Annotated in this window: 21 protein-coding genes; 16 read left to right on the top strand and 5 right to left on the bottom strand. The window is 70.0% G+C overall.

Features of this window, described 5'->3' with window-relative positions:
• Positions 1-483 (top strand): cyclic pyranopterin monophosphate synthase MoaC, encoded by a 483-nt coding sequence (gene moaC, locus EZJ19_RS05960; RefSeq protein WP_131445510.1) that lies wholly within the window; start codon positions 1-3, stop codon positions 481-483.
• A gap of 18 nt (positions 484-501) precedes the next feature.
• Here the strand turns inward: moaC and EZJ19_RS05965 are convergent, their stop codons facing one another.
• Both EZJ19_RS05965 and EZJ19_RS05970 read right to left on the bottom strand, forming a co-directional pair.
• Positions 502-807, bottom strand: a complete 306-nt coding sequence (locus EZJ19_RS05965) for a hypothetical protein (RefSeq protein WP_131445513.1) — start codon at positions 805-807, stop codon at positions 502-504.
• An 84-nt stretch (positions 808-891) separates the two neighbouring features.
• Complete coding sequence (locus tag EZJ19_RS05970) at positions 892-1,224, bottom strand: TusE/DsrC/DsvC family sulfur relay protein (protein WP_131445514.1); 333 nt, start codon at positions 1,222-1,224, stop codon at positions 892-894.
• Positions 1,225-1,409: 185 nt separating this feature from the next.
• Between EZJ19_RS05970 and EZJ19_RS05975 the strand changes: the two genes are divergently transcribed.
• The 13 genes from EZJ19_RS05975 to fabG all read left to right on the top strand — a co-directional run bounded on the left by EZJ19_RS05975 (position 1,410) and on the right by fabG (position 18,935).
• Entirely contained in the window at positions 1,410-6,917 is a 5,508-nt protein-coding gene (locus EZJ19_RS05975; RefSeq protein WP_131445517.1) for an alpha-2-macroglobulin family protein, read from the top strand.
• Positions 6,892-8,964 (top strand): penicillin-binding protein 1C, encoded by a 2,073-nt coding sequence (gene pbpC / locus EZJ19_RS05980; RefSeq protein ID WP_131445519.1) that lies wholly within the window; start codon positions 6,892-6,894, stop codon positions 8,962-8,964. The genes EZJ19_RS05975 and pbpC overlap by 26 nt, the downstream gene beginning before the upstream one ends.
• 126 nt (positions 8,965-9,090) lie before the next feature.
• Positions 9,091-9,675: a superoxide dismutase gene (locus tag EZJ19_RS05985; protein WP_131445522.1), complete on the top strand. Its 585-nt coding sequence runs from the start codon at positions 9,091-9,093 to the stop codon at positions 9,673-9,675.
• 270 nt (positions 9,676-9,945) lie between these two features.
• On the top strand, positions 9,946-10,695 hold the full coding sequence (locus tag EZJ19_RS05990) for a phosphatase PAP2 family protein (protein ID WP_206199331.1): 750 nt from the start codon (positions 9,946-9,948) through the stop codon (positions 10,693-10,695).
• Positions 10,692-11,336, top strand: a complete 645-nt coding sequence (locus EZJ19_RS05995; RefSeq protein ID WP_131445527.1) for a COG4648 family protein — start codon at positions 10,692-10,694, stop codon at positions 11,334-11,336. Before EZJ19_RS05990 ends, EZJ19_RS05995 begins: the two co-directional genes overlap by 4 nt.
• 5 nt (positions 11,337-11,341) lie before the next feature.
• Positions 11,342-12,679, top strand: a complete 1,338-nt coding sequence (locus tag EZJ19_RS06000) for an AMP-binding protein (protein WP_131445530.1) — start codon at positions 11,342-11,344, stop codon at positions 12,677-12,679.
• Complete coding sequence (locus tag EZJ19_RS06005; protein ID WP_131445533.1) at positions 12,676-12,987, top strand: ApeI family dehydratase; 312 nt, start codon at positions 12,676-12,678, stop codon at positions 12,985-12,987. The genes EZJ19_RS06000 and EZJ19_RS06005 overlap by 4 nt, the downstream gene beginning before the upstream one ends.
• On the top strand, positions 12,984-13,925 hold the full coding sequence (locus EZJ19_RS06010) for an LpxL/LpxP family acyltransferase (protein ID WP_131445536.1): 942 nt from the start codon (positions 12,984-12,986) through the stop codon (positions 13,923-13,925). Before EZJ19_RS06005 ends, EZJ19_RS06010 begins: the two co-directional genes overlap by 4 nt.
• Positions 13,912-14,502: a LolA-related protein gene (locus tag EZJ19_RS06015; RefSeq protein ID WP_206199332.1), complete on the top strand. Its 591-nt coding sequence runs from the start codon at positions 13,912-13,914 to the stop codon at positions 14,500-14,502. Before EZJ19_RS06010 ends, EZJ19_RS06015 begins: the two co-directional genes overlap by 14 nt.
• Positions 14,499-16,262, top strand: a complete 1,764-nt coding sequence (locus EZJ19_RS06020) for an MMPL family transporter (protein ID WP_206199333.1) — start codon at positions 14,499-14,501, stop codon at positions 16,260-16,262. Before EZJ19_RS06015 ends, EZJ19_RS06020 begins: the two co-directional genes overlap by 4 nt.
• Positions 16,263-16,839: 577 nt before the next feature.
• Positions 16,840-17,715 carry a polysaccharide deacetylase family protein gene (locus EZJ19_RS06025; RefSeq protein ID WP_131445539.1) on the top strand — a complete coding sequence of 292 codons (876 nt, stop codon included), beginning with the start codon at positions 16,840-16,842 and terminating at the stop codon, positions 17,713-17,715.
• A gap of 37 nt (positions 17,716-17,752) precedes the next feature.
• Positions 17,753-18,196 carry a hotdog family protein gene (locus EZJ19_RS06030; RefSeq protein WP_131445542.1) on the top strand — a complete coding sequence of 148 codons (444 nt, stop codon included), beginning with the start codon at positions 17,753-17,755 and terminating at the stop codon, positions 18,194-18,196.
• Positions 18,197-18,215: 19 nt separating this feature from the next.
• Complete coding sequence (gene fabG, locus EZJ19_RS06035; RefSeq protein ID WP_131445545.1) at positions 18,216-18,935, top strand: 3-oxoacyl-ACP reductase FabG; 720 nt, start codon at positions 18,216-18,218, stop codon at positions 18,933-18,935.
• Between the two features lie 19 nt (positions 18,936-18,954).
• Here fabG and EZJ19_RS06040 read toward each other — a convergent pair whose 3' ends face one another.
• Positions 18,955-19,836, bottom strand: coding sequence for a class I SAM-dependent methyltransferase (locus EZJ19_RS06040; protein ID WP_131445548.1), 882 nt, complete (start codon positions 19,834-19,836; stop codon positions 18,955-18,957).
• A 511-nt stretch (positions 19,837-20,347) separates the two neighbouring features.
• On the opposite strand from EZJ19_RS06040, the gene EZJ19_RS06045 reads away from it, so the two are divergent.
• Together EZJ19_RS06045 and EZJ19_RS06050 are read left to right on the top strand one after the other, a co-directional pair.
• Positions 20,348-21,532 (top strand): beta-ketoacyl-[acyl-carrier-protein] synthase family protein, encoded by a 1,185-nt coding sequence (locus EZJ19_RS06045; RefSeq protein ID WP_131445552.1) that lies wholly within the window; start codon positions 20,348-20,350, stop codon positions 21,530-21,532.
• Entirely contained in the window at positions 21,529-22,323 is a 795-nt protein-coding gene (locus EZJ19_RS06050; protein ID WP_131445555.1) for a beta-ketoacyl synthase chain length factor, read from the top strand. Before EZJ19_RS06045 ends, EZJ19_RS06050 begins: the two co-directional genes overlap by 4 nt.
• 70 nt (positions 22,324-22,393) lie before the next feature.
• Here EZJ19_RS06050 and EZJ19_RS06055 read toward each other — a convergent pair whose 3' ends face one another.
• Together EZJ19_RS06055 and EZJ19_RS06060 are read right to left on the bottom strand one after the other, a co-directional pair.
• Positions 22,394-23,071, bottom strand: coding sequence for a glycosyltransferase family 2 protein (locus EZJ19_RS06055; protein ID WP_240754676.1), 678 nt, complete (start codon positions 23,069-23,071; stop codon positions 22,394-22,396).
• On the bottom strand, positions 23,068-23,850 hold the full coding sequence (locus tag EZJ19_RS06060; protein ID WP_131445558.1) for a lysophospholipid acyltransferase family protein: 783 nt from the start codon (positions 23,848-23,850) through the stop codon (positions 23,068-23,070). The genes EZJ19_RS06055 and EZJ19_RS06060 overlap by 4 nt, the downstream gene beginning before the upstream one ends.
• Positions 23,851-23,998: the final 148 nt, after the last annotated feature.

Consider the following 23,998-nt stretch of genomic DNA (forward strand, 5'->3'; position numbering starts at 1 on the left):
ATGAATGGATTTACGCACTTTAACGAAGACGGCCAGGCGGTCATGGTCGACGTCGGTGCCAAGGCCGAAACCCGGCGCGTCGCGGTGGCGGCCGGCCGCATCGTCATGCGTCCTGAGACCCTGGCCATGATCCGCGCCGGCGACGCCAAGAAGGGCGACGTCCTCGGTGTGGCGCGGATCGCCGGCATCATGGCGGCAAAGCGCACGGCCGACCTGATCCCGCTCTGCCACCCCATCGCCCTCACCAAGGTTTCCGTGGATTTCCGGGTCGACGCCGAGGCCAACGCCGTCGAATGCGCCGCCACGGCGGAGACGTTCGGCCGCACCGGGGTCGAGATGGAGGCGCTGACGGCGGCCGGCGTCGCCCTGCTGACCGTCTACGACATGTGCAAGGCGGTGGACCGGGGTATGGTCATCGAGTCGGTCAGGCTGCTCGAGAAGCAGGGCGGCAAGTCGGGCCACTGGCGGGCCGACGCCGGCTGAGCGGCCCGGCCGCGAGGCTTACTTGATGCGCCCCATGAAGCGCATCACCTTGCACGGGTCGCCGTCGAACAGGACGGTGTTCTTGGGCGGCAGGGTGACGTGGCGCTCCGCGGCGCGTTTCTGCAACTCCGCCTCGTGGGCGGCGGTGTAGGTCTCGCATTCGTCGAAAGTGTGGAAGGACTGCATCCTGGCGACGTGCGCCTGACGCTCCTCCGGCGTCATCAGCTCGGCACCCCGGAAGCCATCGCCACTGGCATAGGACGGAAAGGCGTGGGCGGCCGGGCTGGCCATGATTACAAACAACAAGGCGATCGCGCGCTTCATCTTTCGACACTCCGGAAATGAAAAAGGCCCCGCTCGGGCGGGGCCAGTGTAGCGCGAAAGGCGGCGCCGCGACTTACGCGGTGTTTAAACGCAGCCGGTCGGCTTCGGCGTGCCGGCGTAGCGGCCGGCCTGCTTGGCGGGGCCGAACGGGAACAGGTCGAAGAGGAACTTCTTCTCGCCCCATTCGTCGCCGAACTCCTCCTTCAGGCCCTTCTGCAGGAAGCGCAGGTTGGGCGCGGTGCCGTACTCGTGAAAGTACTCGCGCATGTAGTTGATGATCTTCCAGTGATTCTCGCCCAGCTCCAGCTTGTCCTGGCCGGCCAGGTATTCGGCGACCTCGTCGGACCAGTCCTCCAGGTTGACCAGATAGCCCTCGGGATCGGTTTCCACGATCCGGCCGTTGACGTTCAGTTCCATGTCATTTCCTCTCTTCACCCGTTTATCGAAGTCCAGCAGACACTGGCATGGCCCGCACATTACATAAGCCGACTAATTAAGTCAACTATTCGATACTGGAAAACAAGGTCATCGTGGAAATCGTGCAACCGTCACCGAGCTGGGCGCACAATGCGCCCTGACAAGACTAAGAAGGAGGTCACACGATGCGCACAGCCTGGTCCCTGCTCGCCGCCTTCCTGTTGGTGAGCGCCGCCCACGGCGCCGGCCTGGAATCGTTCACCCCGCAGGGCGTGGTCAGCCAGGTACGCCAGGTCCAGGCCCGGTTCGACGGCGCCATGGCGCCGCTCGGCAAGGCCGACACGCCGGCGCCGTTCACGGTCGAGTGCGCGCCCGGCCAGGGCTACTGGGCCGATGAACGGACCTGGGTCTACGACTTCGCCGCCACGCCGGCACCCGGCACCGCCTGCTCGTTCACCGTGCGTACCGGCCTGACCAGCCTCGCCGGCGAGGCCATCCCCGGCGCCAGCTACGGCTTCCGCTTCGCCGGTCCCCAGGTCGTCCAGATTCTCCCCGACAACGATGCCCGGGTGGACGAGAACCAAGCCTTCGTCGTGGTCTTCGATGGCCCGGTCGACGAGGCGACGCTGACCGGCCACGGCCACTGCGCCGTCGAGGGCATCTACGAGCGCATCCCCATCCGGCGCCTGTCCGGCCAGGCCCGCGCGACCCTGGTCAAGGAATGGCAGGCTCGCCGCTACGACGCCGACGGCATTCCCGCCGAGCGCGTCGAAGTGGTCCAGTGCGCCCGCCCGCTGCCGGCCAATGCCAAGCTGGCACTGGTGTGGCAACGCCCGGACAGCGACGCCGTGCAGTCCTTCGAATTCACCGTGCGCGACCAGTTCGTCGCCCACCTGCGCTGCACGCGCGAGAACGCCCGGGCCGGTTGCATGCCGCTCGAGCCGGTGCGGGTCGAGTTCACCGCCCAGGTGGCGCGCGACGTCCTCGACCGCATCAGCCTGACCGACGCGGCCGGCAAACGCTACGCCCGCGAGCCGGACGACGATCCGACCGGCGACCGGGTGACCTTCCCCGGCCCCTTCCCGCCGGACGCCAAGCTCACCCTGAGCCTGCCGGACAAGCTGACCGACGACGCCGGCCGCGCGCTGCTCAACCAGGACCGCTTCCCGGTCACCGCCGCGGTCGCGGAACTGCCGCCGCTGGTCAAGTTCAGCGGCGACTTCGGCATCATCGAACGCCATGCCGGCGGCCTGCTGCCGATCACCCTGCGCAACCTGGAACCCGGCGCCGGCGGCACCGGCGCCAAGATTCGCTGGCTGCGCCTGGACCAGGACAAGGACATCGCCGACTGGTGGCGGCGCCTGCATGATTTCGACAATCCACGCGAATACCCGCCGCCCGACCGGCGTTCCGAGCGCCTGCTCGATGCCGCCCTGCCCGGCCTCGCCGAGCGGACCCTGCCGAAACCGAACGGCGCCAAGGAGTTCGAGATCGTCGGCCTGCCCCTGGAGAAGCCCGGCTACTACGTCCTGGAGGCGGAAAGCCGTTACCTCGGCCGCTCCCTGCTCGGCGCCGACAAACCGATGTACGTGCGTGCCGCCGCCCTGGTCACCAACCTGGCCGTGCACTTCAAATGGGGCGCGAAGAACTCGCTCGCCTGGGTCACCAGCCTGGACCAGGGCCAGCCGGTGGCCGGCGCCCGCATCGCCGTGAACGACTGCAAGGGCACCCTCCTGGCCAAGGGCGTCACCGACGCCAAGGGCATGGCCTTCATACCGGCCGGCGTTCCCGACCCGCGTGCCGCGCAATGGGACTGCCCGCTCCTGGTCAGCGCCCGGACCGGCGACGACCTCGGCTTTGCCCGCTCGGACTGGGACGACGGCATCGAGAGCTGGCGTTTCAACCTGCCCTCCGACTGGCGCCAGGACGACCGCCTCGCCCACAGCGTGCTCGACCGCAGCCTGTTCAAGCCAGGCGAGACCGTGCACATGAAGCACATCCTGCGCGACAAGCGCCTGGCCGGACTCGGCTACCCGAAGAACCTGCCCAAGACCCTGATGATCGAGCACGAGGCCAGCGGCCAGCGCTGGTTCCTGCCCCTGACCTGGCAGGCCGGTGCCGCGGTCGACGAGTGGCGCATCCCGGCCACGGCGAAACGCGGTGCCTACGGGCTGCGCCTGGTCGATGCCGAGGTCAAGGCGGACACGCCGCCGGAACGCCTGCAATACCTGTCCGGCCTGGACAGCGGCCGCTTCACCGTGGCCGACTTCCGGGTGCCCCTGATGAAGGCGGCCCTGAATCCCGTGCGACCGGACCTGACCGCCGCCGCGAATGCCGAGGAGGACGTCTCGGTGGCCTACCTGAACGGCGGCGCCGCCAAGAACCTGCCGGTACGCCTGCGCGCCCAGATGAGCCCGCGCCACGGCGTCAGCTTCGCGGCCTGGCCGGACTACGTCTTCGCCCAGCCGGCCGACGGCAGCGACGACGAGGCCGACCAGACCCTCGATGCCGACCCGCTCACCCTCGACGCCGGCGGTGCCGGGCGCGGCCGCGTCGTCGGCATTCCGGCGCGCGCCTACCCGCAGCAGTTGGCCGTCGAACTGGAGTACACCGACCCGAACGGCGAGATCCAGACCGTATCGCGGCGCCAGAACTGGTGGCCGGCCGACGTCGTGGTCGGCTTCAAGCGCCCGGACTGGGTCAAGGCCGGCACCCGGACCACCCTGGAGTTCGCCACCGTCGACACGGCCGGCAAGGCGCTCGCCGGCATCCCGGTCTCGGTCCATCCGGTCGCCCGCCGCCACCTCGGCTACCGGGTCCGCCTGGTGGGCGGCTTCTACGGCTACCGAGAGGAGACCCAGGACACCCCCCTGGAAGGCGAATGCAGCGGCGTCAGCGATGCCGGCGGCCATTTCGCCTGTACCGTGACCGCCCCGGCCGGCGGCCAGATCATCGTCGGCGCCGAGGCGCGCGACCCGGCCGGCCGGCTCGCCGTCGGCCATGCCAGCCTGTGGGTGGCGGGCCGCGACGAGTGGTGGTTCGACCAGGAAAACCACGACCGCATCGACCTCCTGCCCGAGAAGAAGACCTACGCCGCCGGGGAGACCGCCCGCTTCCAGGTACGCATGCCGTTCCGTTCCGCCACCGCCCTGGTGACGGTCGAGCGCGACGGCATCCTGGACGCCCGAGTGGTACCCCTGTCCGGCCAGGCGCCGGTGCTCGAACTGCCGGTCTCCGCCAGTTGGGCGCCCAACGTCTACGTCTCCGCCCTGGTCGTGCGCGGGCGCGTCGACGCCGTCGCCCCGACCGCCTTCGTCGACCTCGGCAAGCCGGCCTACAAGCTCGGCGTCGCCGGCATCGAAGTCGACCAGCGCGGCCACCGCCTGGACGTCCGCGTGACGCCCGAGCGCGACACCTACCAGACCCGCGACCAGGCCAAGGTCCGGCTCGCGGTCAAGACCGCCGACGGCAAGCCGTTGCCCGCCGACACCCAGGTGATCGTCGCCGCGGTCGACGAGGGCCTCCTCGAACTGGCCGACAACAAGAGCTGGGACCTGCTGCCGGCCATGATGGCGGAACGCGGCTACGCCATGCGCACCTTCACCGCGCAGTCCCAGGTCACCGGCAAGCGCCACTTCGGCAAGAAGGCGCTGCCCGCCGGCGGCGGCGGCGGCCGTTCGCCGACCCGCGAGCTGTTCGACACCCTGCTGTACTGGAACCCGGCCGTGAAGCTCGACAACAAGGGCGAGGCGACGGTCGCCATCCCGCTCAACGACAGCCTGACCCGCTTCCGCATCGTCGCCGTGGCCGCCTCCGAGAGCCGTTTCGGCACCGGCTGGTCCGGCATCCGGGCCACCCGCGACCTCCAGATCAGTGCCGGCCTCGCCCCCCTGGTGCGCGAAGGCGACCGCATCGAAGCCCATTTCACGGTCCGCAACGGCACCGCCCGCACCATGCGCATCGCCATGGGTGCCCAGGCCTCGGGCCTGGGCGTGCTGGCGCCCCAGCGCTTCGAACTGGCACCCGGCGACGGCAAGGAGGTCAGCTGGCCGATCACCGTCCCGGCCGGGCGCGAGCGCCTGGACTGGTACGTCAACGCGCGCGACCTGGACAGCCGGGCCCTGGATGCGGTCAAGGTCGGCCAGGCCGTGCAGCCGGTCCAGCCGGTGCGCCTCGTGGCCGGCCAGTTGTACCGGCTCGACAAACCGCTCGACCTGCCGGTGGCGGCGCCCGACGACGCCATCCCGGGCCGCGGCGAGCTGCGCGCCACCCTGGCGGCCAGCCTGGGCGGCAGCCTGGTCGGGGTGCGCGAATACATGCGCCGCTACCCCTATGCCTGCCTGGAGCAGAAGACCTCCAAGGCGGTCGCCGGCCACGACACCAAGGCCTGGGACGAACTCATGGAGGCCCTGCCCGGCTATCTGGACGGCGACGGCCTGGCCGCCTACTTCCCCGGCATGAACCGCGGCAGCGTGGCGCTCACCGCCTACCTGCTGTCGATCAGCCAGGCCGCCGGCTACGCGGTGCCGGCGGCGCCGCGCCTGCGCATGGAGGCGGCCCTGGCCAACTACCTGGCCGGACGCCTGGAACGGCCGGCCGGGCTACTGCCCAGCCGCGCCGACGGCGCCCTGCGCCTGGCCGCCCTGGCCGCCCTGGCGCGCGCCGGCAAGGCGGGGCCGGAACTGGTCGCGACGGTCAAGCCGAGCGCCAACCTGTGGCCGGCCGGCATGCTGATCGACTGGATCGACGTCCTCAAGCGCACGCCCGCCGTGCCCGAGCGCGACGCCAAGCTGGCCGCGGCCGAGACCGCCCTGCGTTCCCGCCTGACCTACACCGGCAGCCGGCTCAACTTCGGCGACGACGGCGCCTGGTGGCTCATGGGCTCGGCCGACGGCAACGCCGTGCGCGGCCTCCTGGCGGTGCTCGACCGGCCCGGCTGGCAGACCGACCTGCCCCGGCTGATGGCTGGCGCCCTGGCCCGCCAGGCGCGCGGCCACTGGGACACCACGACGGCGAACGCCTGGGGCAGCGTGGCGCTCGACCAGTACGGCGCCCGCTTCGACAAGGTCAAGCCGACCGGCAAGAGCACCGCCTACCTGGGCAAGACCGGCCGCGTGGTCGACTGGCAGGCCAACCCGAACGGCGCCAGCGCCGCCTTCCCGCTGCCCGCCCAGCCCACCACCCTGAAACTGCGCCATCAGGGCAAGGGCGCGCCCTACGTGAACGTCACCACGCTGGCCGCCCTCGACCTCAAGGCACCGGTGGCGCGCGGCTACACGGTGCGCCGCGAGCTGGTCCCGGTCGACCAGAAGACGCCGGGCGAGTGGCACCGGGGCGACATCGTCCGGGTGCGCCTGACCGTGGATGCCCGCGACGACATGGGCTGGGTGGTCATCGACGACCCGGTGCCGGCCGGCGCCAGCATCCTGGGCGGCGGGCTCAAGCGCGACTCGGCCATCCTGACCGGCGACGAGAAGCAGGCCGGCGACGCCTGGCCGGCCTGGCAGGAACGCCGCTTCGACCGCTTCCAGGCCTACTACGAGTACGTCCCGCGCGGCCAGCTGAGCCTGGAATACACCTTCCGGCTCAACAACGAAGGCCGCTTCGCCCTGCCCGCCACCCGGGTCGAGGCGATGTATGCGCCGGAGATGTACGGCGAGACGCCCAATGCGGCGATCGTGGTACTGCCTTAGCCTGGCCTGGCTGGCCGGCGCCGCCCTGGCGGCGCCGCCCGCCTTCGACCAGGTCCGCGCGGGCTGGCAGTCGTCCGAGGCCAAGCTGTTCGACCGCCACGGCGAGCTGATCCAGGAATTGCGCCTGGAACGCCAGGTCCGGCGTACCGACTGGACCGCCCTGGCGGACGTCTCGCCGGCCATGCAGGGCGCCGTCCTGCTCGCCGAGGACCGGCGCTTCTTCGAGCACGCCGGGGTCGACTGGCTGGCCGCCACCAAGGCCGCCCTGACCAACTGGCTGGCGGCGCGGCCGCGCGGGGCCTCGACCATCAGCATGCAGGTCGCCGCCCTGGTCGACCCCGACCTGGCGGCCCGCTCGGGACGCCGCAGCGTCACGGAAAAATGGCGCCAGATGCAGGCCGCCGACGCCCTCGAGGCCCGCTGGAGCAAGGCGCAGATACTCGAGGCCTACCTCAACCTGACCGGCTTCCGGGGCGACCTGGTCGGCGTCGACAGCGCCAGCCGCGCCCTGTTCGACAAGCGCCCGGCCGGCCTGGGCACGACCGAGGCGCTCATCCTGGCGGCCCTGATCCGCGCCCCGGCGGCGCCCCCGGACCAGGTCGCCCGGCGTGCCTGCCAGCTTGCCGGGGCCCTGCCCGGCGGTCCCGACTGCGGCACCGTCAGGCGCCTGGCGCGCAACAGCCTGACCGGACGCTACCCGGTCGTCGCGGCCGCCGACTTGGCGCCCCACCTGGCCCATCGCCTGCTCGAACGCCCCGGCGAGCGGGTCACCAGCAGCCTCGACGCCGGCCTGCAGCGCCAGGTCCGCGCCATCCTGGCCGAACAACTGGGCGTCCTCGCCGAGCACCAGGTCCAGGACGCCGCCGCCCTGGTCGCGGACAACCGCACCGGCGAGGTGCTCGCCTACGTCAGCCTGAGCGGCGCCGAATCGATCTCGCCGCACAGCGACGGCGTCGCCGCGCCGCGCCAGGCCGGGTCCACCCTGAAGCCGTTCCTGTACTCCCTGGCCCTGGAACGCCGCTACCTGACCGCCGCCTCGCCCCTGGCCGACCGCGCCCTGGCCGTGGCCACGGCCGGGGGCAACTACGCGCCGGAGAACTACGACCGCCGCTTCCGCGGCCTGGCCAGCGTGCGCACCGCCCTGGCCGGCTCGCTCAACATCCCGGCCGTGCGCACGCTGGAACTGGTCGGTGCCGACCTGTTCGCCGAACGCCTGGCCGGCCTCGGCTTCGCCGGCCTGACCGAGGCCGCCGACTTCTACGGCCCCTCCCTGGCCCTGGGCAGCCTGGACGTCAGCCTGTGGCAGCTGGTCGGCGCCTACCGCGCCCTGGCCAACGGCGGCCGCTACGGCGAACTCAGCCTGCGACCCGGCGCGGCGCCGAGCCACCGGGTGGTCGACCCGGCCGCCGCCTACGTGGTCGCCGACATCCTGGCCGACCGGGTCGCCCGGGCCGGCACCTTCGGGCTCGAGAACGTCCTCGCCCTGCCCTGGTGGAGCGCGGTGAAGACCGGTACCAGCAAGGACATGCGCGACAACTGGTGCATCGGTTTCTCGGACCGCTACACGGTCGGCGTCTGGGTCGGCAACTTCTCGGGCGAGCCGATGCACGACGTCTCCGGGGTATCCGGCGCAGCGCCGGCCTGGCGCCTGATCATGGAGCGCCTGCACGCCGGGCGTCCGGCCCGGGCACCGAAGCCACCCGCGCGCCTGGTCCGGGCCGAGATCGCCCCGCCCGGCGAGGCCAGGCGCGCCGAGTGGTTCCTCGCCGGCACCGAGCCCGGCGCCCGGACTTGGACCCCGGCGCAACCGCCGGTGGCCATCGAGCAGCCCGGCGACGGCGACATCCTGGCCCTCGACCCGGACATCCCGGCGCCGTCCCAGCGCCTGACCCTGCGGGCCCCCGGCGCCCCGGCCGGGAGCCGCTGGCAGATGGACGGCGCCGACTGGCCGGCCGACACTTGGCCGCTCCGGCGCGGCCGCCACCGCCTGGCCCTGCTCGACGCCGCTGGCGCCGCGCTCGACCAGGTCGAGTTCGAGGTACGCTAGCCCGGCCCGCCAATACCCCTGATCCGACATGACAAATAGTTTACGGTAATAGTCAACTATTGCCGTGGCCAGGCGATGCCCTTAGAATCCTGACCGCAGCGTTCAATTACTCACCGGAGATACGATATGGAACACCAACTGCCCGCCTTGCCCTACGCCAAGGACGCCCTGCAACCCTACATGTCCGCGGAGACCTTCGACTACCACTACGCCAAGCACCATCAGGCCTACGTCACCAACCTGAACAACCTGATCAAGGGCACCGACTTCGAGAGCAAGTCCCTGGAAGAGATCGTCAAGACGGCGCCGGCCGGCGGCATCTACAACAACGCCGCCCAGGTCTCCAACCACACCTTCTTCTGGAACTGCATGAAGCCGAACGGCGGCGGCGCCCCGACCGGTGCCCTGGCCGACGCCATCAACGCCAAGTGGGGTTCCCTGGACGAGTTCAAGAAGGCCTTCCAGACCAGCGCCGTGGGCAACTTCGGCTCCGGCTGGACCTGGCTCGTGAAGAAGGCCGACGGTTCCCTGGACATCGTCAACATGGGCGCCGCCGGCACCCCCCTGACGACCGCCGACAAGCCGCTGCTCTGCGTCGACGTCTGGGAACACGCCTACTACATCGACTACCGCAACCTGCGTCCGAAGTTCGTCGAGACCTTCCTGGCCAGCCTGGTCAACTGGGACTTCGTCGCCGCCAACTTCGCCTGACCGGCGCGCCGCGGCGCGCGGCGGCAACGTCCCGATCGGCGCGGCGAAGTTCTGAACTTCACCGGATCCGCCGAACGATGGCGTGCCGACCCCAGAAGGGCCCGGAGGCAACTCCGGGCCCTTCTGCTTTCCAAGGTACACCATGATTCGGAGCCGGCCGCGCGGCGCCTGGGTGCCGCCGACCAATTCGGCCGGCCTGCCGTTTGCCTCTATAATCCTCCAGCCATTTTTCGCGCAACTCGATACCGGATCGACATGACAAGGGTGTCCTTGAACCAACCCGAAGTGAGCCACGGAACGGGTGGGGTGCTGTCGATCATCCTTTCCCATTTCTGGTTCAAATGCCTGGGAACCATGGCCTTCACCTCGGTGTTCTTCATGGCCTACCTCTTCCTGCTCAAGCATCCATTCTTCCCGGTGACCGTCATCCCCGCGACCGGGCTCGACGGGCTGATCGGCATCGCGCCCCTGGCCCTGGTCCTCTATCTGTCGCTCTGGCTATACCTGTCGCTGCCGGTCATGCTGACCGGCACGCGCCCCGGGGTCGTCGACTACGGCCTATGGGTCGGCGCGATGTGCCTGACCGCGTTGACCATCTTCCTGTTCTGGCCGACCGCCGTGCCGCCGGCCCTCGGCGACTGGGCCCAGCAGCCCGGCATGGCGTTCCTCAAGGACATCGACGCCGCCGGCAATGCCTGTCCGTCGCTCCATGTCGCCACGGCGGTATTCGCCTGCTTCTGGATCAACAGGCAACTCGGCCCCTACGGCGGCCGGCGCGGACTGCGCGCCTTGAACATCGCCTGGTGCGTGGGCATCGTCTATTCGACCATGGCGACCAAACAACACATGGCGCTCGACGTCGTCGGCGGCATTGCCTTGGCGTCGGCGTTCGCCCTGGCCCGTCACCATGCCACGCGGATGCGCGCGGAGCCCGCCGTGTCCGGCGTCGTCGAGCCATCTCCGCATCCCGGAGGGCGAGTGAAATTCGGCCCCGACCGGGAGTGCATCCTCAGGCCATGATCTCCGTCCGCAATCTCATCCTGGCGTCCATCGGCCTGGCCTATCTCGGCGTCGGCTACGTCGCCACGACGGTCCCGCACCCCCCCCTGGTCACCGTGCTGATCGGCTTCGTGCCGCTCGGGGCCGCCGCGCTGGCCGCCGCGTGGAAGTCCAGGGCACGGGTCCCGCTCCTGCTGCTCACCCTGGCCTGCATGCTGCTGATGGCGGTCTTCGTCAATCAACTTCGCGACCATGTCGCCTGGGTGTATTTCGTCCAGCACGCCGGCGCCATGACGCTGCTCGGACTCACCTTCGGCGCCACCCTGGGCGGCCGGCACGGCGAGGCACTGTGTTCCCGGATTGCCACGGTCGTCATCCGGTCGCCGCTGGACGACCGTTACCTTCGCTATACCTGGCAGGTGACCCTGGCCTGGACGATCTATTTCGCCACCAGCGCCGTGTTGTCGGTGTTGCTGTTCTTCTTCGGCCCGATCACCGCATGGTCCGTGCTCGCCAACGTGTTGACCCCCATTACGCTCGGCCTCATGTTCGTCGCGGAGTACTTCATACGGCGGCGGGTGCTCCCCGACGGCCCGGAGGTGAGCATCGCCGCCACCATCACGGCCTACCGTGCGTTCACCAATCGCACCGATACGCCGTAGCCCCGATGGACACCCTCCCGCTCCTGCCCGATGTCGGCGGCGACTCGATCGTGGCCTACCATGGCCCGGCCCCGGTCAGCCAACGGCAATTCCTGGAGGACGTCTTCGCCCTCGCCGAACGGCTGCCCGACGGCGACCACCTGCTCAACCTGTGCAAGGATCGCTATTGGTTTTCCGCCGGCCTGTTCGCCGCCATGGTCCGCGGCAAGCGCAGCGTCCTGCCCAATTCCGTCGCGCCGGAAGTCCTGGCCGGCTTCCGGGAGCCGTTCAGCGGCCTCGCCTGCCTCGGGGACGACCCCGGCGGCCCTGATCGGTACCACTATGTTCGGGCGCCCGACTGCCGTACCGGAACACGGCCCGCGGTCCCCGCCACCATGCCGCGGGTCCCGGCCGAGGAGCCGGTCCTGTACGTCCACACGTCCGGCTCCACGGGGAAGCCGCAACGACACCCGAAGACCCTCGGCCAAATGCGCCAGGGCGCCCTGGCCGGGGCGAAACGCCTGTGGGCCTTCGCCCAGGGGCCGTGCACGGTCCTCGGGACGGTCCCGTTCCAGCACATGTTCGGCCTGGAATCGACCGTCTTCCTGCCGCTGCTCGGTGGCGGCAAGTTGAGCTCGCGCCTGCCTTTCTTTCCCGCCGACGTGGTGTCCGCCCTGGCCGAGTTGCCGGAACCCCGCCTGCTGGTCATCACGCCCTTCCATCTGCGGACCCTGCTGGACACGGCCATCGACTACCCGCCCGTGGCGGCCGTCCTGTCCGCCACGGCGCCGATGCCGGCGGGCCTCGCCGCGGCGGCGGAGGAACGCCTGGGGGCGCCCGTGGTCGAGATATACGGCTCGACCGAGACCGGCCAGATCGCCACGCGCCGGCCGGCCCGGCAACCCGAATGGGACCTGTATGACGACATCGACCTGACCCTGGACGGCGACTCCGCGACCGTCGGCGGCGGCCACCTGAGGACGCGGGAAACACTCCACGACGTCATCGAGCCCTGCGGCGCTGCCCGATTCCGACTGCTCGGGCGCCGTTCGGACATGGTCAACGTCGCCGGGAAGCGCAGTTCGCTGGCCTACCTGAACCACGTCATCGCCACCATCCCGGGCGTGCGTGACGCGGTGTTCTGCGTGCCGGACGGGCACCCGGACCGGGACATTGCCCGCCTGGCCGCCTTCGTGGTGGCGCCCGGCTTGGCCCGGCGCGACCTCCAGTCCGCCTTGCAGCGGAAACTCGACCCGGTGTTTCTACCCCGGCCGGTCGTCTTCCTCGATGTCCTGCCCCGCGACGGCAACGGCAAGCTGCCGGCAGCGGCCCTGCAAGAACTGATCGCCGCCCACCTGCCATGACCGAAACCGCCTTCGTCGTCCCCTTGCCGTTCGAGCCGGACCACCCCGCCTTCGCCGGCCATTTCCCGGGCCGGCCGATCATCCCCGGGGTGCAGCTGATCGACCGGGCCCAGCGGCTGATCGAGGAGCGCCACGGCCTGGCGCTCGGCGGGCTGCAGGTGGCCAAGTTCCTCAGCCCGGCCACGCCGGGCGAGCCCTTGGAACTCGCCTACCGGATCGAGAACGGCGGCGTCAGCTTCGAAATCCACACCGGTGGCCGCCGCGTCGCCAGCGGCAAGTTCAGGGCAGCCGAGCCCGGCCACCCATGACGACCGCCGCCCGCGACCCGGACAAGCAGACGCCGCCGGAGTGGCTGCGCCGCAAGGAACGTGGCAGCGCCTTCTGGATCCGGGTGATGCGCTGGCTGTCGCTGACGCTCGGGCGGCGGCTATCGCGCCTGGTGCTCTACGCTATCGCGTTCTATTTCACGCTCGCCGCGTCGGCGGCGCGCACGGCCTCGCGGGCTTACCTGACGCGCGTATTGCAGCGCCCGGTCCGCTGGCTGGACCTGTATCGCCACGTCCTCGCCTTCTCCAGTACCGTGCACGACCGCATCTACCTGCTCAACGACCGTTACGACCTGTTCGATATCCGGGTCGACGGCGCCGAGCCGCTCCGCGCGCTGCATTCGACCGGCCAGGGCTGCCTGCTGTTCGGCGCCCACCTCGGCAGCTTCGAGGTATTGCGCGGCATCGCCCGCGGCAACGACGGCCTCAAGGTCAGTGCCGCCATGTACCCGGAGAATGCCCGGCTGCTCAACGACACCCTGGCCGCCATCAACCCGGGCGTCGTCCTGGACGTGATCCCCCTCGGCCGCCTGGAGGCCATGATGACGATCCACCAGCGGCTCCAGGACGGCGCCATGGTGGGCATCCTGGCCGACCGCGCCAGCGGGGCGGACCGGTACCGCCCGCTACCCTTCCTCGGGACAACGGCACTCTTCCCGACCGGACCGTTCCGGATGGCGGTCATGCTGCGCCAGCCGGTGTTCTTCATGGCCGGCCTGTACCGGGGCGGCAACCGTTATGACATCCACTTCGAACCGCTGGAGGATTTCGCCGAAGCGTCCGCAGCCGGTCGCGACGACAGGGTGCAGGCGCTGCTGGAAAAATACGTGGCCGCCCTGGAACGGCACTGCCGTGCGGCCCCCTACAACTGGTTCAACTTCTACGATTTCTGGAATCCCGTCGGCCGTGAAGATCATTGACGCCACCCGTGTCTGCGCCTTTCTCGTCCTCGCCTTGGCGACAGCGGCCGCGCCCGCCGACGACTGGCAATTGTCGGCGCTCATGCGGTCGCTGGCCGAGAACCGGTCCGGCAAGGCCACGTTCGTGGAAAAGAAATACATGCAGATACTCGACCAGCCGATCATAGCCACCGGCGAGCTCTCCTTCGTGGCGCCCGACCGGCTCGAGAAACGCACCGTCACGCCGAAACCGGAGACCCTGATCCTGGACGGCGACGTGCTCACCATCGAGCGGCCCGGCAAGGCGACGAGGACGGTCAGCCTGCAGGAACACCCCGAGGTGGCCGGCTTCATCGAGAGCATCCGCGGTACCCTGGCCGGCAATCTGTCGGCCCTGAAGACGTTCTACGACGTCACCCTGACAGGCTCGGCCGACAACTGGCAGCTCACCCTGAAACCCAGGCAGAACCGCCTCCGCAGCGTCTTCGACCACATCGCCATAAGCGGCTCCCAGGCCGAAGTGCGGAGCGTCGAACTGGAGCAGCGGGACGGCGACCATTCCGAGATGGCCATCACCCGGAGCCGCATCGCCCGATGACGTCCCGCGGACAGCGCCTCACCCTCGCCCTATGGCTGGCCGGCCTCCTGGCGTGCGTCGCGGTCATCGCCGCGACCCGGTTCGTCGCCGACCTTTCCGCTTTCATGCCCCAGGCGCCCGATGCCCGTCAGCAACTGCTCATGTCCCAGTTCCGCGAAGGCATCATCGGCCGCCTGATCATGCTCGGCGTCGAAGGCGGCGACGCCGCCGAGCGCGCCAAGCTGTCGCAAGACCTGGCCGCCCGTTTGCGCGCCACCGGCCTGTTCGCGGCCGTCCAGAACGGCGACGCGGCCACCGAGGCACGCGACCGGGCGTATTTCTTCGGCAACCGTTACCTGCTCGGCCCCGACATCACGACGGACCGCTTCACCGTGGCGGGGCTGCACGCCGCCATCGCCGACACCATCGACGCCCTGGCGGGGGACGCCGGCCTGATCATCAAGCGCCTGTTCCCGCGCGACCCGACCGGCGAGACGCTGACCTTGGCGGAACAGTTCGAAGGCGGCGGCCAGCCGCGCAGCGACGACGGCGTCTGGACCTCCCGGGACGGCGAGCGCGCCGTACTGCTGGCCTATACCCGTGCGCCCGGCACCGACACGGACGCCCAGGCCCACGCCATCGAGACCATCCGGCAGGTTTTCGCCCAGTTGCCCGGGCCCGGTGCCGAGCGCCGGCTCCTGATGAGCGGTACCAGCGTGTTCTCGGTCAAATCCCGGAGCACCATCCAATCCGAGGTGACGCGGCTGGCCGGCGCCAGTCTGCTGCTCGTCGTCTGCCTGCTTTTGCTGGTCTACCGGTCGCCGCGTCTCCTGGCGCTCGGCCTGGTCCCGGTGGCCTCCGGCACCCTGGCGGGGATCGCGGCGGTGAGCCTGGGCTTCGGCCAGGTCCACGGCCTGACCATGGGTTTCGGCACCACCCTGATCGGCGAGGCGGTGGACTACGCGATCTACTTCTTCCTGCAACGTTCCGGCAGTGACGCGCGGGAGAACTTCTGGCGCACCATCTGGCTCGGCGTGGCGACCTCCATCGCCGGTTTCGCCGCCCTGCTCTTCTCCGGCTTTCCCGGCCTGGCCCAGTTGGGCGTCTACACCATCAGCGGCCTCGTCGTCGCCGCCACCGTCACCCGCTACGTACTGCCGATCCTGACTCCCGCCCAGCTGACCCTCCGCGACCTGAACCGCCTGGGCCTGGCGCTCGACCGGGTCTTGCGGCGAGCGGACCGCCTGCGCTGGCTGCCACCCTTGCTCGCCGTCGCCGCCGTCGGGGCGGTCCAGATGCAAGGCGACAGTGCCTGGAACCGCAACCTCGCCGCGCTGAGCCCGATCGCCAAGGAAGACCAACGGATCGACGCCCAGTTGCGCGCCGACTTGGCCGCCCCGGATCTGCGCTACATGGTCGCCTTCACCGCGGCGAACGAGGAGCGGGCGCTCCAGGGGCGGAAAAGGCGGGGGCGGTGTTGCGCGGACTGCAGCAAGGCGGGCTGTTGCTCGGCTTCACCTCGCCGGCCACGGTGCTGCCGAGCCGCGCCCTCCAGCAGGAGCGCCAGGCCGCCATGCCGGTCCCCGGGACCCTGGAGCACAACCTGCGCGCGGCGCTGGTCGGCCTGCCCGTCGGCGGCGACAAGCTGCAGGGCTTCGTTGCCGACGTGGAAGCGGCGCGGACACGCGCACCGCTGCGCCGCAGCGACCTCGACGGCACCTCGGCCAGCCTGCTCTACGACTCCCTCCTGGTCGACCGGGGCGGCGACTACCTGGTGCTGATGCCGCTGCGCCCGGCCAAGTCCGACGCCGGATTCGACGTGGACCGCATCCAGGCGGCACTGCACACGGCCGGCTTGCCCGGTGTCGTGGTCATCGACGTGCTCGAGGAGTCGACCAGCCTGTTCGAAAACTACCGGAACGCCGTGTTGGCCATGGCCGAGGTCGGCGGTCTGGTGATCGTCGGGCTCCTGTTCGCCGCATTCGGCTCGATCCGGCGCGTGCTGCGCGTAGTCCTGCCACTGGTCTGTGCCGTGACCAGCGTGACCGCGCTGATACTGCAGAGCGGCACCCAGCTGACGATCATGCATCTGGTGGGCCTCCTGCTGATGGTGGCCATCGGCTCCAATTACGCCTTGTTCTTCGAGCGCAGCAACTGGGCTCCGGACGCGGTCGAGCGCCGCCGGATGCAGGTTTCCCTGGTCGTCGCCAACCTCACCACGGTGGGCAGTTTCGGCGTCCTGGGACTCTCCGGCATCCCCGTCCTGTCCGCCATCGGCTCCACGGTCAGCGTCGGCGCGCTGCTGTCGCTGGTCTTTTCCGCCATGCTGTCGCGCCGGCCGGCCGAGGTCCGGACCGCATGACGGAAGCCGGACGCCCCGTTCCATCCGCCGGGCGCTGGCGGCCGACGCCATTCCTGCTGGCCTCGGCCGCCATCCACGTCGGCGCCCTCGCCGGGGTCTTGGTCGAATCCGACAACTGGCCATACGCCCTCGCCGTGGTCCTGCTCGACCAGCTAGCCATCACCGCCGCCGGGCTCTGGCCGCGCAGTACCCTGCTGGGGGCGAACCTGGTGCGCCTGCACGCGGCTGCCCGACACCGCCGGGAAGTCGCCCTGACCTTCGACGACGGCCCCGACCCGGCGGTAACCCCCCGGGTACTCGACATCCTCCAGCGGTACGGCGCACGAGCCACCTTCTTCTGCATCGGCGAACGGGCCGCCGCCCACCCCGACATCTGCCGGGCCATCGTGGCGGCGGGCCACCGGATCGAGAACCACGGCCAGCGGCACCGCAATCACGCGGCCTTCTACGGCGTCGGCGGCTGGCGACGGGAGGTGGCCGAGGGCCAGGACACCCTGGAGCGGCTCACCGGCCGGCGGCCGTGCTACTTCCGAGCCCTGGCCGGCTTGCGCAATCCTTTCCTCGATCCCGTGCTGACCCGGCTGGGCTTGCGTCTGGCGACCTGGACCCGGCGCGCGTTCGACACCCGTTGTGGCGATCCGGACGTCGTGTTGGCGCGCCTGACCCGCAAGCTCGCCGCCGGCGACATCCTGCTGCTGCACGACGGCCATTCGGCGCCGACGGGGAACGGCAATCCGGTGGTGCTCGAGGTGCTGCCCCGTCTGCTGGCCGAACTGGCCGCGCGCGGGTTGCACGCCGTGCACCTGGATCAGCCCTGCCTGGCCGCCCCGGCCGCCGAGCGCTCCGGCGTGACGCCCCATCAGCCCTCGTGACACCCCAGCCCGGGCAACCGACAAGAGACGGATCGCGATGCAAATCGACAAGACCTGGATAGCCTCCCACATCCCCCACCAGGGCGACATGTGCCTGCTCGACGGCGTCGCGGCGTGGACCGAGACCACCATCGTGTGCCGGACGCGCAGCCACCTGGCCGCGGACAACCCGCTCCGGCATGCCGGCCGCCTGGGCATCGCCAACGGCATCGAGTACGCCGCCCAAGCCATGGCGGTGCACGGGGCCCTGCTGGCCGGCGACGACCAGCGGCCCACGGTGGGCTTTCTCACCAGCGTGCGCGACGTGCGCTGGTTTCGGGCTCGCCTCGACGACCTGCCGGGCGAACTGACGGTCAGCGCCGAGCGCCTGTCCGGCGCGGGGACCAACATCCTCTACCAGTTCACCCTGCAATACGGCGACAGCCTTTTGCTTTCCGGACGCGCGAGCGTCATGCTCGACGCCAGCGGAGCGCCCCATTGACCAGCCGGAACCGAACATCATGAAACGAGCCCTCGTCACAGGCGGAAGCGGCGCGATCGGCGCCGCCATCTGCAGGCAGCTTGCCGCCGACGGCATGCACGTGATCGTCCACGCCAACCGCAACCCGGAAAGCGCCCGGGCGCTCGCGGCCGCGTTGCAGGCCGAGGGCCGCTCGGCGGAGGTGGTGGGGTTCGACGTCGCCGATCCCGACGCCACGGTGGCCGCGTTGGAACGGCTGCTCGAAGCCGGGCCGGTCCAGGTGCTGGTGAACAACGCCGGCATCCACTCCGACGCGGTCTTCCCGGGCATGAGCCGGGAACAATGGCACAAGGTGATCGATGTCTCGCTGCACGGCTTCTTCAACGTCACCCAGCCTCTCACCATGCCCATGATCCGCAGCCGGTGGGGGCGGATCATCACCGTCTCGTCCATCGCCGGCATCGTCGGCAACCGCGGCCAGACCAACTACGCAGCGGCCAAGGGCGCCCTGCATGCGGCGAGCAAATCCCTGGCCCTGGAATTGGCCAGCCGCGCCATCACCGTCAATGTCGTGGCACCCGGGGTGATCGAATCGGCGATGAGCAAGCAGGCGTTCGGTCCGGAGGCCATCGCCCGGCTGGTCCCGATGAAACGTGCCGGCCGGCCGGAGGAGGTCGCCGCCCTGGTGGGGTTTCTGGCCTCGGAACCCGCCTCCTACATCACCGGCCAGGTGATCTCCGTGAACGGCGGCATGATCTGAGGAGCCGCACCGGCTGGGCTCAGTCCGGGGCGAACGGCAGTTCCAGGCCGCCGGCCCCGAGCCAGCGGGCAAACAGGCGGAAGTCGTTGCGCTGGGCCGGGCTCAAGCCGGCGTACTGGCTGCGCGCCGCCTCCCGGCTCGCCCTGTCCGGCTCGCGCCGGGGCCGGCTCCTGAAGACGGCGATGAACGGCGCCAACGCCGTCTCGTGGCGTTCCAGGCCGGACTGGAGCAGGCGTACTGCCCGGGCCAGTTCCTCGACGCTGAAGGCCGCCCGCATGGAATTGAAATAATCCCGGGTGAACGGCTCCGGCTGGATGTCGCGCCGGTCGTTGGCGAAGAAACGCTGGGTGGCGGCCCGCTTCAGGCGGCCGAAATCCGCCAGGTAGACCCCGCCCATCGGCTTCAGCGCCCGGCCGGCCGCGGCCATCGCCGCCGCCAGTGCCGCCTCGTCGGGCAGATGATGCAAGGTCATGGTCGACGTCACGCAGTCGAACGATGCGTCGGCAAGGCCGGCAAGCGTGGTCATGTCGCCGCTCAGCAGGTCGACGTTGCCGACCGCGCAGCGGCGGACCGTCTCCCGTGCCCGTTCCAGCATCTCGGCGGAGGCATCCAGGCCGACGAACCGCGCCTGCGGATTGAGCCGAGCCATCTGCACCAGCTGGTTGCCCGGCCCGCACCCCAGATCGAGCACCCGGTCGCCCGGGCACACCAGGGCAGTGGTCTGCAGGGCGTGGTAGAGATGCAGGAAGGCCAGCACCCCATCCTCGCGCCCGGCCCGCTCGAAGGCCTCGTTCTGGGCCAGGTCGTCCATGACCGGTGCGGCCTCCGGCACCCTGGGCAACGGCGCCCGCGGCGACAGGCGCTCCAGGATCAGGTGAGTCGTCATGACCAGGCCGGACATGGCTCAGCGCAGGCCCAGGTCAGGCATCGGCGGCGGCCGTCCGGAATGTCGCCACGGTCTCGATCAGCCGGCCCACGCTTTCGTGCGACGGCCTACCCCGCGGCACGCCGGTGTTCCGCTTCGCTTGGAAACCGGCGACGCCTGCGCGGAAACCGGGCGGCGCGGCCCCGATGTCGCCGGGCCGGGGCCCGGAGACCGGCCCCCGGGGGCGTCCGGATGCCGGCGAAGACAAGCCACGATGAGTTCCAGCGAGTCGTCCATTGCGATGCGAGATGTGATTCGGAGTTGCTCGACGATGCCGCCGGGCACATTCGCGGAAGCGCTCGATAGCGCCGGGATTCCGCGCAGGGCCATGTTATCCGGTTCGCCCGCACCGAGGTAGCCGGCGCCGGGGCCCCGGTGTCGGATTGGCGATTGCCGCACCAAACCGGGGTCACTAGAATGTCCGGCCTGGGGGAAATGCATCCCTCCAGGCCCTTCGATCCCCTGCCCCGAGCCGCTTTCCGCCACCGTGCAACCGCTAGCCGTCAACCACCATTCCCTGGTCAATGCCCTTGGTCGCGGTACCTCAGCGAGCCTGCAGGGCCTGCGCAGCGCCACCTCGGGCCTACGCCGCTGCGACTTTCTGGACGTCGGAATCGAAACCTACATCGGGCGCGTCGACGGCATCGAAGACGAACCGGTGGTGGCGCGTTTGCGGGCGTTCGATTGCCGCAACAACCGCCTGGCGATGCTCGGCCTGGCGGCCGATGGCTTCGAGTCGGCGGTCGCCGCCGCCCGCGCGCGCTACGGCGCCCACCGGATCGCGGTCATCATCGGCACCAGCACGTCGGCCATCCTGGAGACGGAGGTGGCCTACCGGCAGCGCGACGCAGAGGGCCGCCTGCCCGGCCACTTCAATTTCCGTACTACGCACGACAATTACTCCGTCACCCAATTCGTACGCAGCTACCTTGGTCTGCAGGGGCCTTCGATGACGATCTCGACCGCCTGCTCGTCCAGCGCCAAGGTGTTCGCCTCCGCCAGCCGCCTGATCCAGGCCGGCTTCTGCGATGCGGCCGTGGTGGGCGGGGTGGACAGCCTGTGCATGACGACGCTGTACGGATTTGCCTCCCTGGAAGTCCTTTCCAGCCGGCCTTGCCGACCCGCCGACGCCGACCGCAGCGGCATTTCCATCGGCGAGGCGGCCGGCTTCGCGCTGCTGGAGAAGACGGGGGACGATGACACGCCCCGGCTGCTCGGCTACGGCGAGAGCAGCGACGCCTACCACATGTCCTCGCCCCACCCGGAAGGCGCCGGCGCCCGGCGCGCCATGGCGAGCGCGCTGCAACGCAGCGGCCTGGGGCCCGAACAGATCGACTACATCAACCTGCACGGTACGGCAACGCGGGCCAACGACAGTGCCGAGGACCTCGCCGTCTCCGGCCTGTTCGGCAGCGCGACGCCGTGCAGTTCGACCAAGGGCTGGACCGGCCACACCCTCGGGGCGGCGGGCATCACCGAGGCCCTGCTCAGTTGCCTCTGCCTGCGCGAGGGGCGGCTGCCGGCCAGCCTGAACACGGTCACCGTCGACCCGGACTTCAAGATGAACGTGCTGCTGGAAAGCCGCGACCAACCGGTACGGCACGTGCTGAGCAACTCGTTCGGTTTTGGCGGCAACAACTGCAGCCTCGTTTTCGGCTACCCGGAAAAATGATCGTCCACGTCAAAGGCATCGCCGTCATGGGTCCCGGGATCGAGCACTGGGACGCCTTGCGCAGCCATCTCCTGACGGGGACCCCGCTGGCGCCGGACGTCCAGCCGCGTCCTCAGGGTTCCATCCTGCCCGGCACGGAGCGGCGACGGGCCAGCACCACGGTGAAGATGGCGGTCGACGTGGCCCAGGCGGCGCTTCGGCAGTCGGGGCTCAAGGCGGAAGACGCGGCCGTAGTGTTCGCGTCGGCCAATGGCGACACCAACACCATCCACCAGATCTGCGAGGCATTGGCGACGCCGGAACGCATGGTCTCGCCGACCCGCTTCCACAATTCGGTACACAACGCGGCCGCCGGCTACTGGAGCATTGCCTCCGGCTCCATGCAGCCGTCGTCGAGCCTGGCGGCCTGGACCGGCACCTTTGCCGCGGCGCTGGTCGAAGCCGCCGCGCAATGCATTGGCGACGATATCCCCGTCATCCTGGCCGTGTTCGACACGCCCTTTCCGGAACCGCTCGCGGCCTGCGCGCCCGGACACCAGCCCTTTGCGCTGGCGCTGGTACTGGATCGACAACCGGAAAACAGCCTGGCCGCGCTGCGCCTCGCGGTGGCCCCGGATACGGGGCTACCGGCGTCGGCGATGGCGGACCCGGAGTTGGAGCCGCTGCGCTGCGACTCCTCGGCATCGCGCAGCCTACCCTTGCTGGCCGCCATCGCCGCGGGCAGCACCGGCGATGACTTGATCTTCGACTACGTCGAGGGGCTGCAGCTCAGGGTCGGCCTGGCCGGCTAACCGCGTTTCCGCCAAAGCAGCCGCGGCAGGCGGAGCAGGAACCCGAACACCAGCCGGATGTGCATGAAGGTCAGCAGGGCGTTGTCGCGCAGATAATTGAAATGCGAGACGCCGCCCTCCTCGGCGGTGAAGTAGCGCACCGGGGCGTCCACGTTGATCGGCCGCACCCCCGCCAGCACAGGCGCACGACCGCCTCGGGGTCGAAGTCGAAGCGACGCATCCAGCGTTGGCCGCGCATCACGGTTCGAAGAGCCTCCACCGGATAGACCCGGAACCCGAACAGGGAGTCCCCGATCCCGCCTTGCAGCGTCTCGACGTTCGCCCACCAGTTGGATATCTTGCGGCCCGAGACCCGGATGCCGGGGGCGCTGGCATCGAACACCGGCCGCCCCAGCACCATGGCATCCGGGTGCTGTTCCGACGTCCGCATGAATTCCACGATCTTGGCCGCCGGATGCTGCCCGTCGGCGTCCATGGTCAGGACGTGGCTGAAGCCTTTGCGGTGCGCCTGGTCGAGCCCGAACAGCACCGCTGCGCCCTTCCCCCGGTTGGCGGGCAGCACCCACACCGCCAAGCCTTCGTCGGCGGCGCTCATCTCCTGCAGCCCGGCCGCCGTGCCGTCGTTGCTGCCATCCACGACCACCCAGACCGGGTTCCACCAGCGGCGGGCCTCGCGCACGGCCTCATAGACCTTGGGCCCGGTGTTGTAGCTGGGGATCAGGACCAGGTGGCTGGGGGAAGGGGTCACGATGGTCGCTCCATCTGGCCAGGCGCCAGTTCATCACGAAAATAATGCTCCAGCTTGGCGATGTAGGGCCGGAGCTGCGCGGGCGGCATGAAGCGTTCGCCAAGCCGGGCCCGCAGGACCAGGGGGAACTCGGGTTTGTCGAACAGCGGGCGCCCCTTGCTCAGGAATGGATGGTTGATCTCGATCAGCACCGTCTGCACCGGGGCCTGCGCCTTCTTCGAGATCAGGGCGAAGCCGCCCTTGAAAGGCTGAAGCGTGCCGCCGACGGTCCGGGTGCCCTCGGGGAACACGAGGAGATGGCTGCCCGCCTGCAGTTCCCGGCTGGCGTCGAGGATCAGCTTCGAGCCGGAGATGTTACGGATGTAGCCGGCCAGGCGCGCACTGCCGCCGAAGATGAACTGGTCCGCCAGGCTGGCCTTGATGATGCAGACGGCGTCGGGCAGGCGGGAGACGATCAGCACCACGTCGATCAAGGACGGGTGGTTGGCGGCAATGACCAGCGGCCCCTGCTCGGCCAAGCCGTCGAGCTCCGCCAAATCGCATTTCACGATTCCGCTCCACTCGAGCAGGTTCAAGTAGGTCCGGAAACCGAAAGAGATGACCCAGCGGCCCACCCGGCGTCCCATGCGGCCCGGCAACAGCAGGACCAGCGGCAGGGAGAGCAGGCTCCACCCGAGGCACATGAGCGCGAAAACCAGCAGGAAACCGTAATACACCACGTACTCGTAGGCACGCCTCAGCGCGGACACCAGGCCGGCCGGCCGTTCCTCGCCGGTCATCCGGCACCATGCCCCGGGCCTTGCCGAACAGCGGCGGTGGCCGTCAGACTCACGGTCTTCTTGACAACGAATGCTGGCACCCTAGGCCTCGGCACGAACGTTCAGGAAGCGGCAGTCCAGTTTCTCTCAGACCGGAGCACCGCCGCGG

The sequence above is a fragment of the Parasulfuritortus cantonensis genome (assembly GCF_004337445.1).
GTDB lineage: Bacteria > Pseudomonadota > Gammaproteobacteria > Burkholderiales > Thiobacillaceae > Parasulfuritortus > Parasulfuritortus cantonensis.

Coding starts and splice junctions, on each gene's coding strand:
- moaC (WP_131445510.1), top strand. CDS start 1: ATGAATGGATTTACGCACTTTAACGAAGACGGCCAGGCGGTCATGGTC.
- EZJ19_RS05965 (WP_131445513.1), bottom strand. CDS start 807: ATGAAGCGCGCGATCGCCTTGTTGTTTGTAATCATGGCCAGCCCGGCC.
- EZJ19_RS05970 (WP_131445514.1), bottom strand. CDS start 1,224: ATGGAACTGAACGTCAACGGCCGGATCGTGGAAACCGATCCCGAGGGC.
- EZJ19_RS05975 (WP_131445517.1), top strand. CDS start 1,410: ATGCGCACAGCCTGGTCCCTGCTCGCCGCCTTCCTGTTGGTGAGCGCC.
- pbpC (WP_131445519.1), top strand. CDS start 6,892: ATGCGGCGATCGTGGTACTGCCTTAGCCTGGCCTGGCTGGCCGGCGCC.
- EZJ19_RS05985 (WP_131445522.1), top strand. CDS start 9,091: ATGGAACACCAACTGCCCGCCTTGCCCTACGCCAAGGACGCCCTGCAA.
- EZJ19_RS05995 (WP_131445527.1), top strand. CDS start 10,692: ATGATCTCCGTCCGCAATCTCATCCTGGCGTCCATCGGCCTGGCCTAT.
- EZJ19_RS06000 (WP_131445530.1), top strand. CDS start 11,342: ATGGACACCCTCCCGCTCCTGCCCGATGTCGGCGGCGACTCGATCGTG.
- EZJ19_RS06005 (WP_131445533.1), top strand. CDS start 12,676: ATGACCGAAACCGCCTTCGTCGTCCCCTTGCCGTTCGAGCCGGACCAC.
- EZJ19_RS06010 (WP_131445536.1), top strand. CDS start 12,984: ATGACGACCGCCGCCCGCGACCCGGACAAGCAGACGCCGCCGGAGTGG.
- EZJ19_RS06020 (WP_206199333.1), top strand. CDS start 14,499: ATGACGTCCCGCGGACAGCGCCTCACCCTCGCCCTATGGCTGGCCGGC.
- EZJ19_RS06025 (WP_131445539.1), top strand. CDS start 16,840: ATGACGGAAGCCGGACGCCCCGTTCCATCCGCCGGGCGCTGGCGGCCG.
- EZJ19_RS06030 (WP_131445542.1), top strand. CDS start 17,753: ATGCAAATCGACAAGACCTGGATAGCCTCCCACATCCCCCACCAGGGC.
- fabG (WP_131445545.1), top strand. CDS start 18,216: ATGAAACGAGCCCTCGTCACAGGCGGAAGCGGCGCGATCGGCGCCGCC.
- EZJ19_RS06040 (WP_131445548.1), bottom strand. CDS start 19,836: ATGTCCGGCCTGGTCATGACGACTCACCTGATCCTGGAGCGCCTGTCG.
- EZJ19_RS06050 (WP_131445555.1), top strand. CDS start 21,529: ATGATCGTCCACGTCAAAGGCATCGCCGTCATGGGTCCCGGGATCGAG.
- EZJ19_RS06060 (WP_131445558.1), bottom strand. CDS start 23,850: ATGACCGGCGAGGAACGGCCGGCCGGCCTGGTGTCCGCGCTGAGGCGT.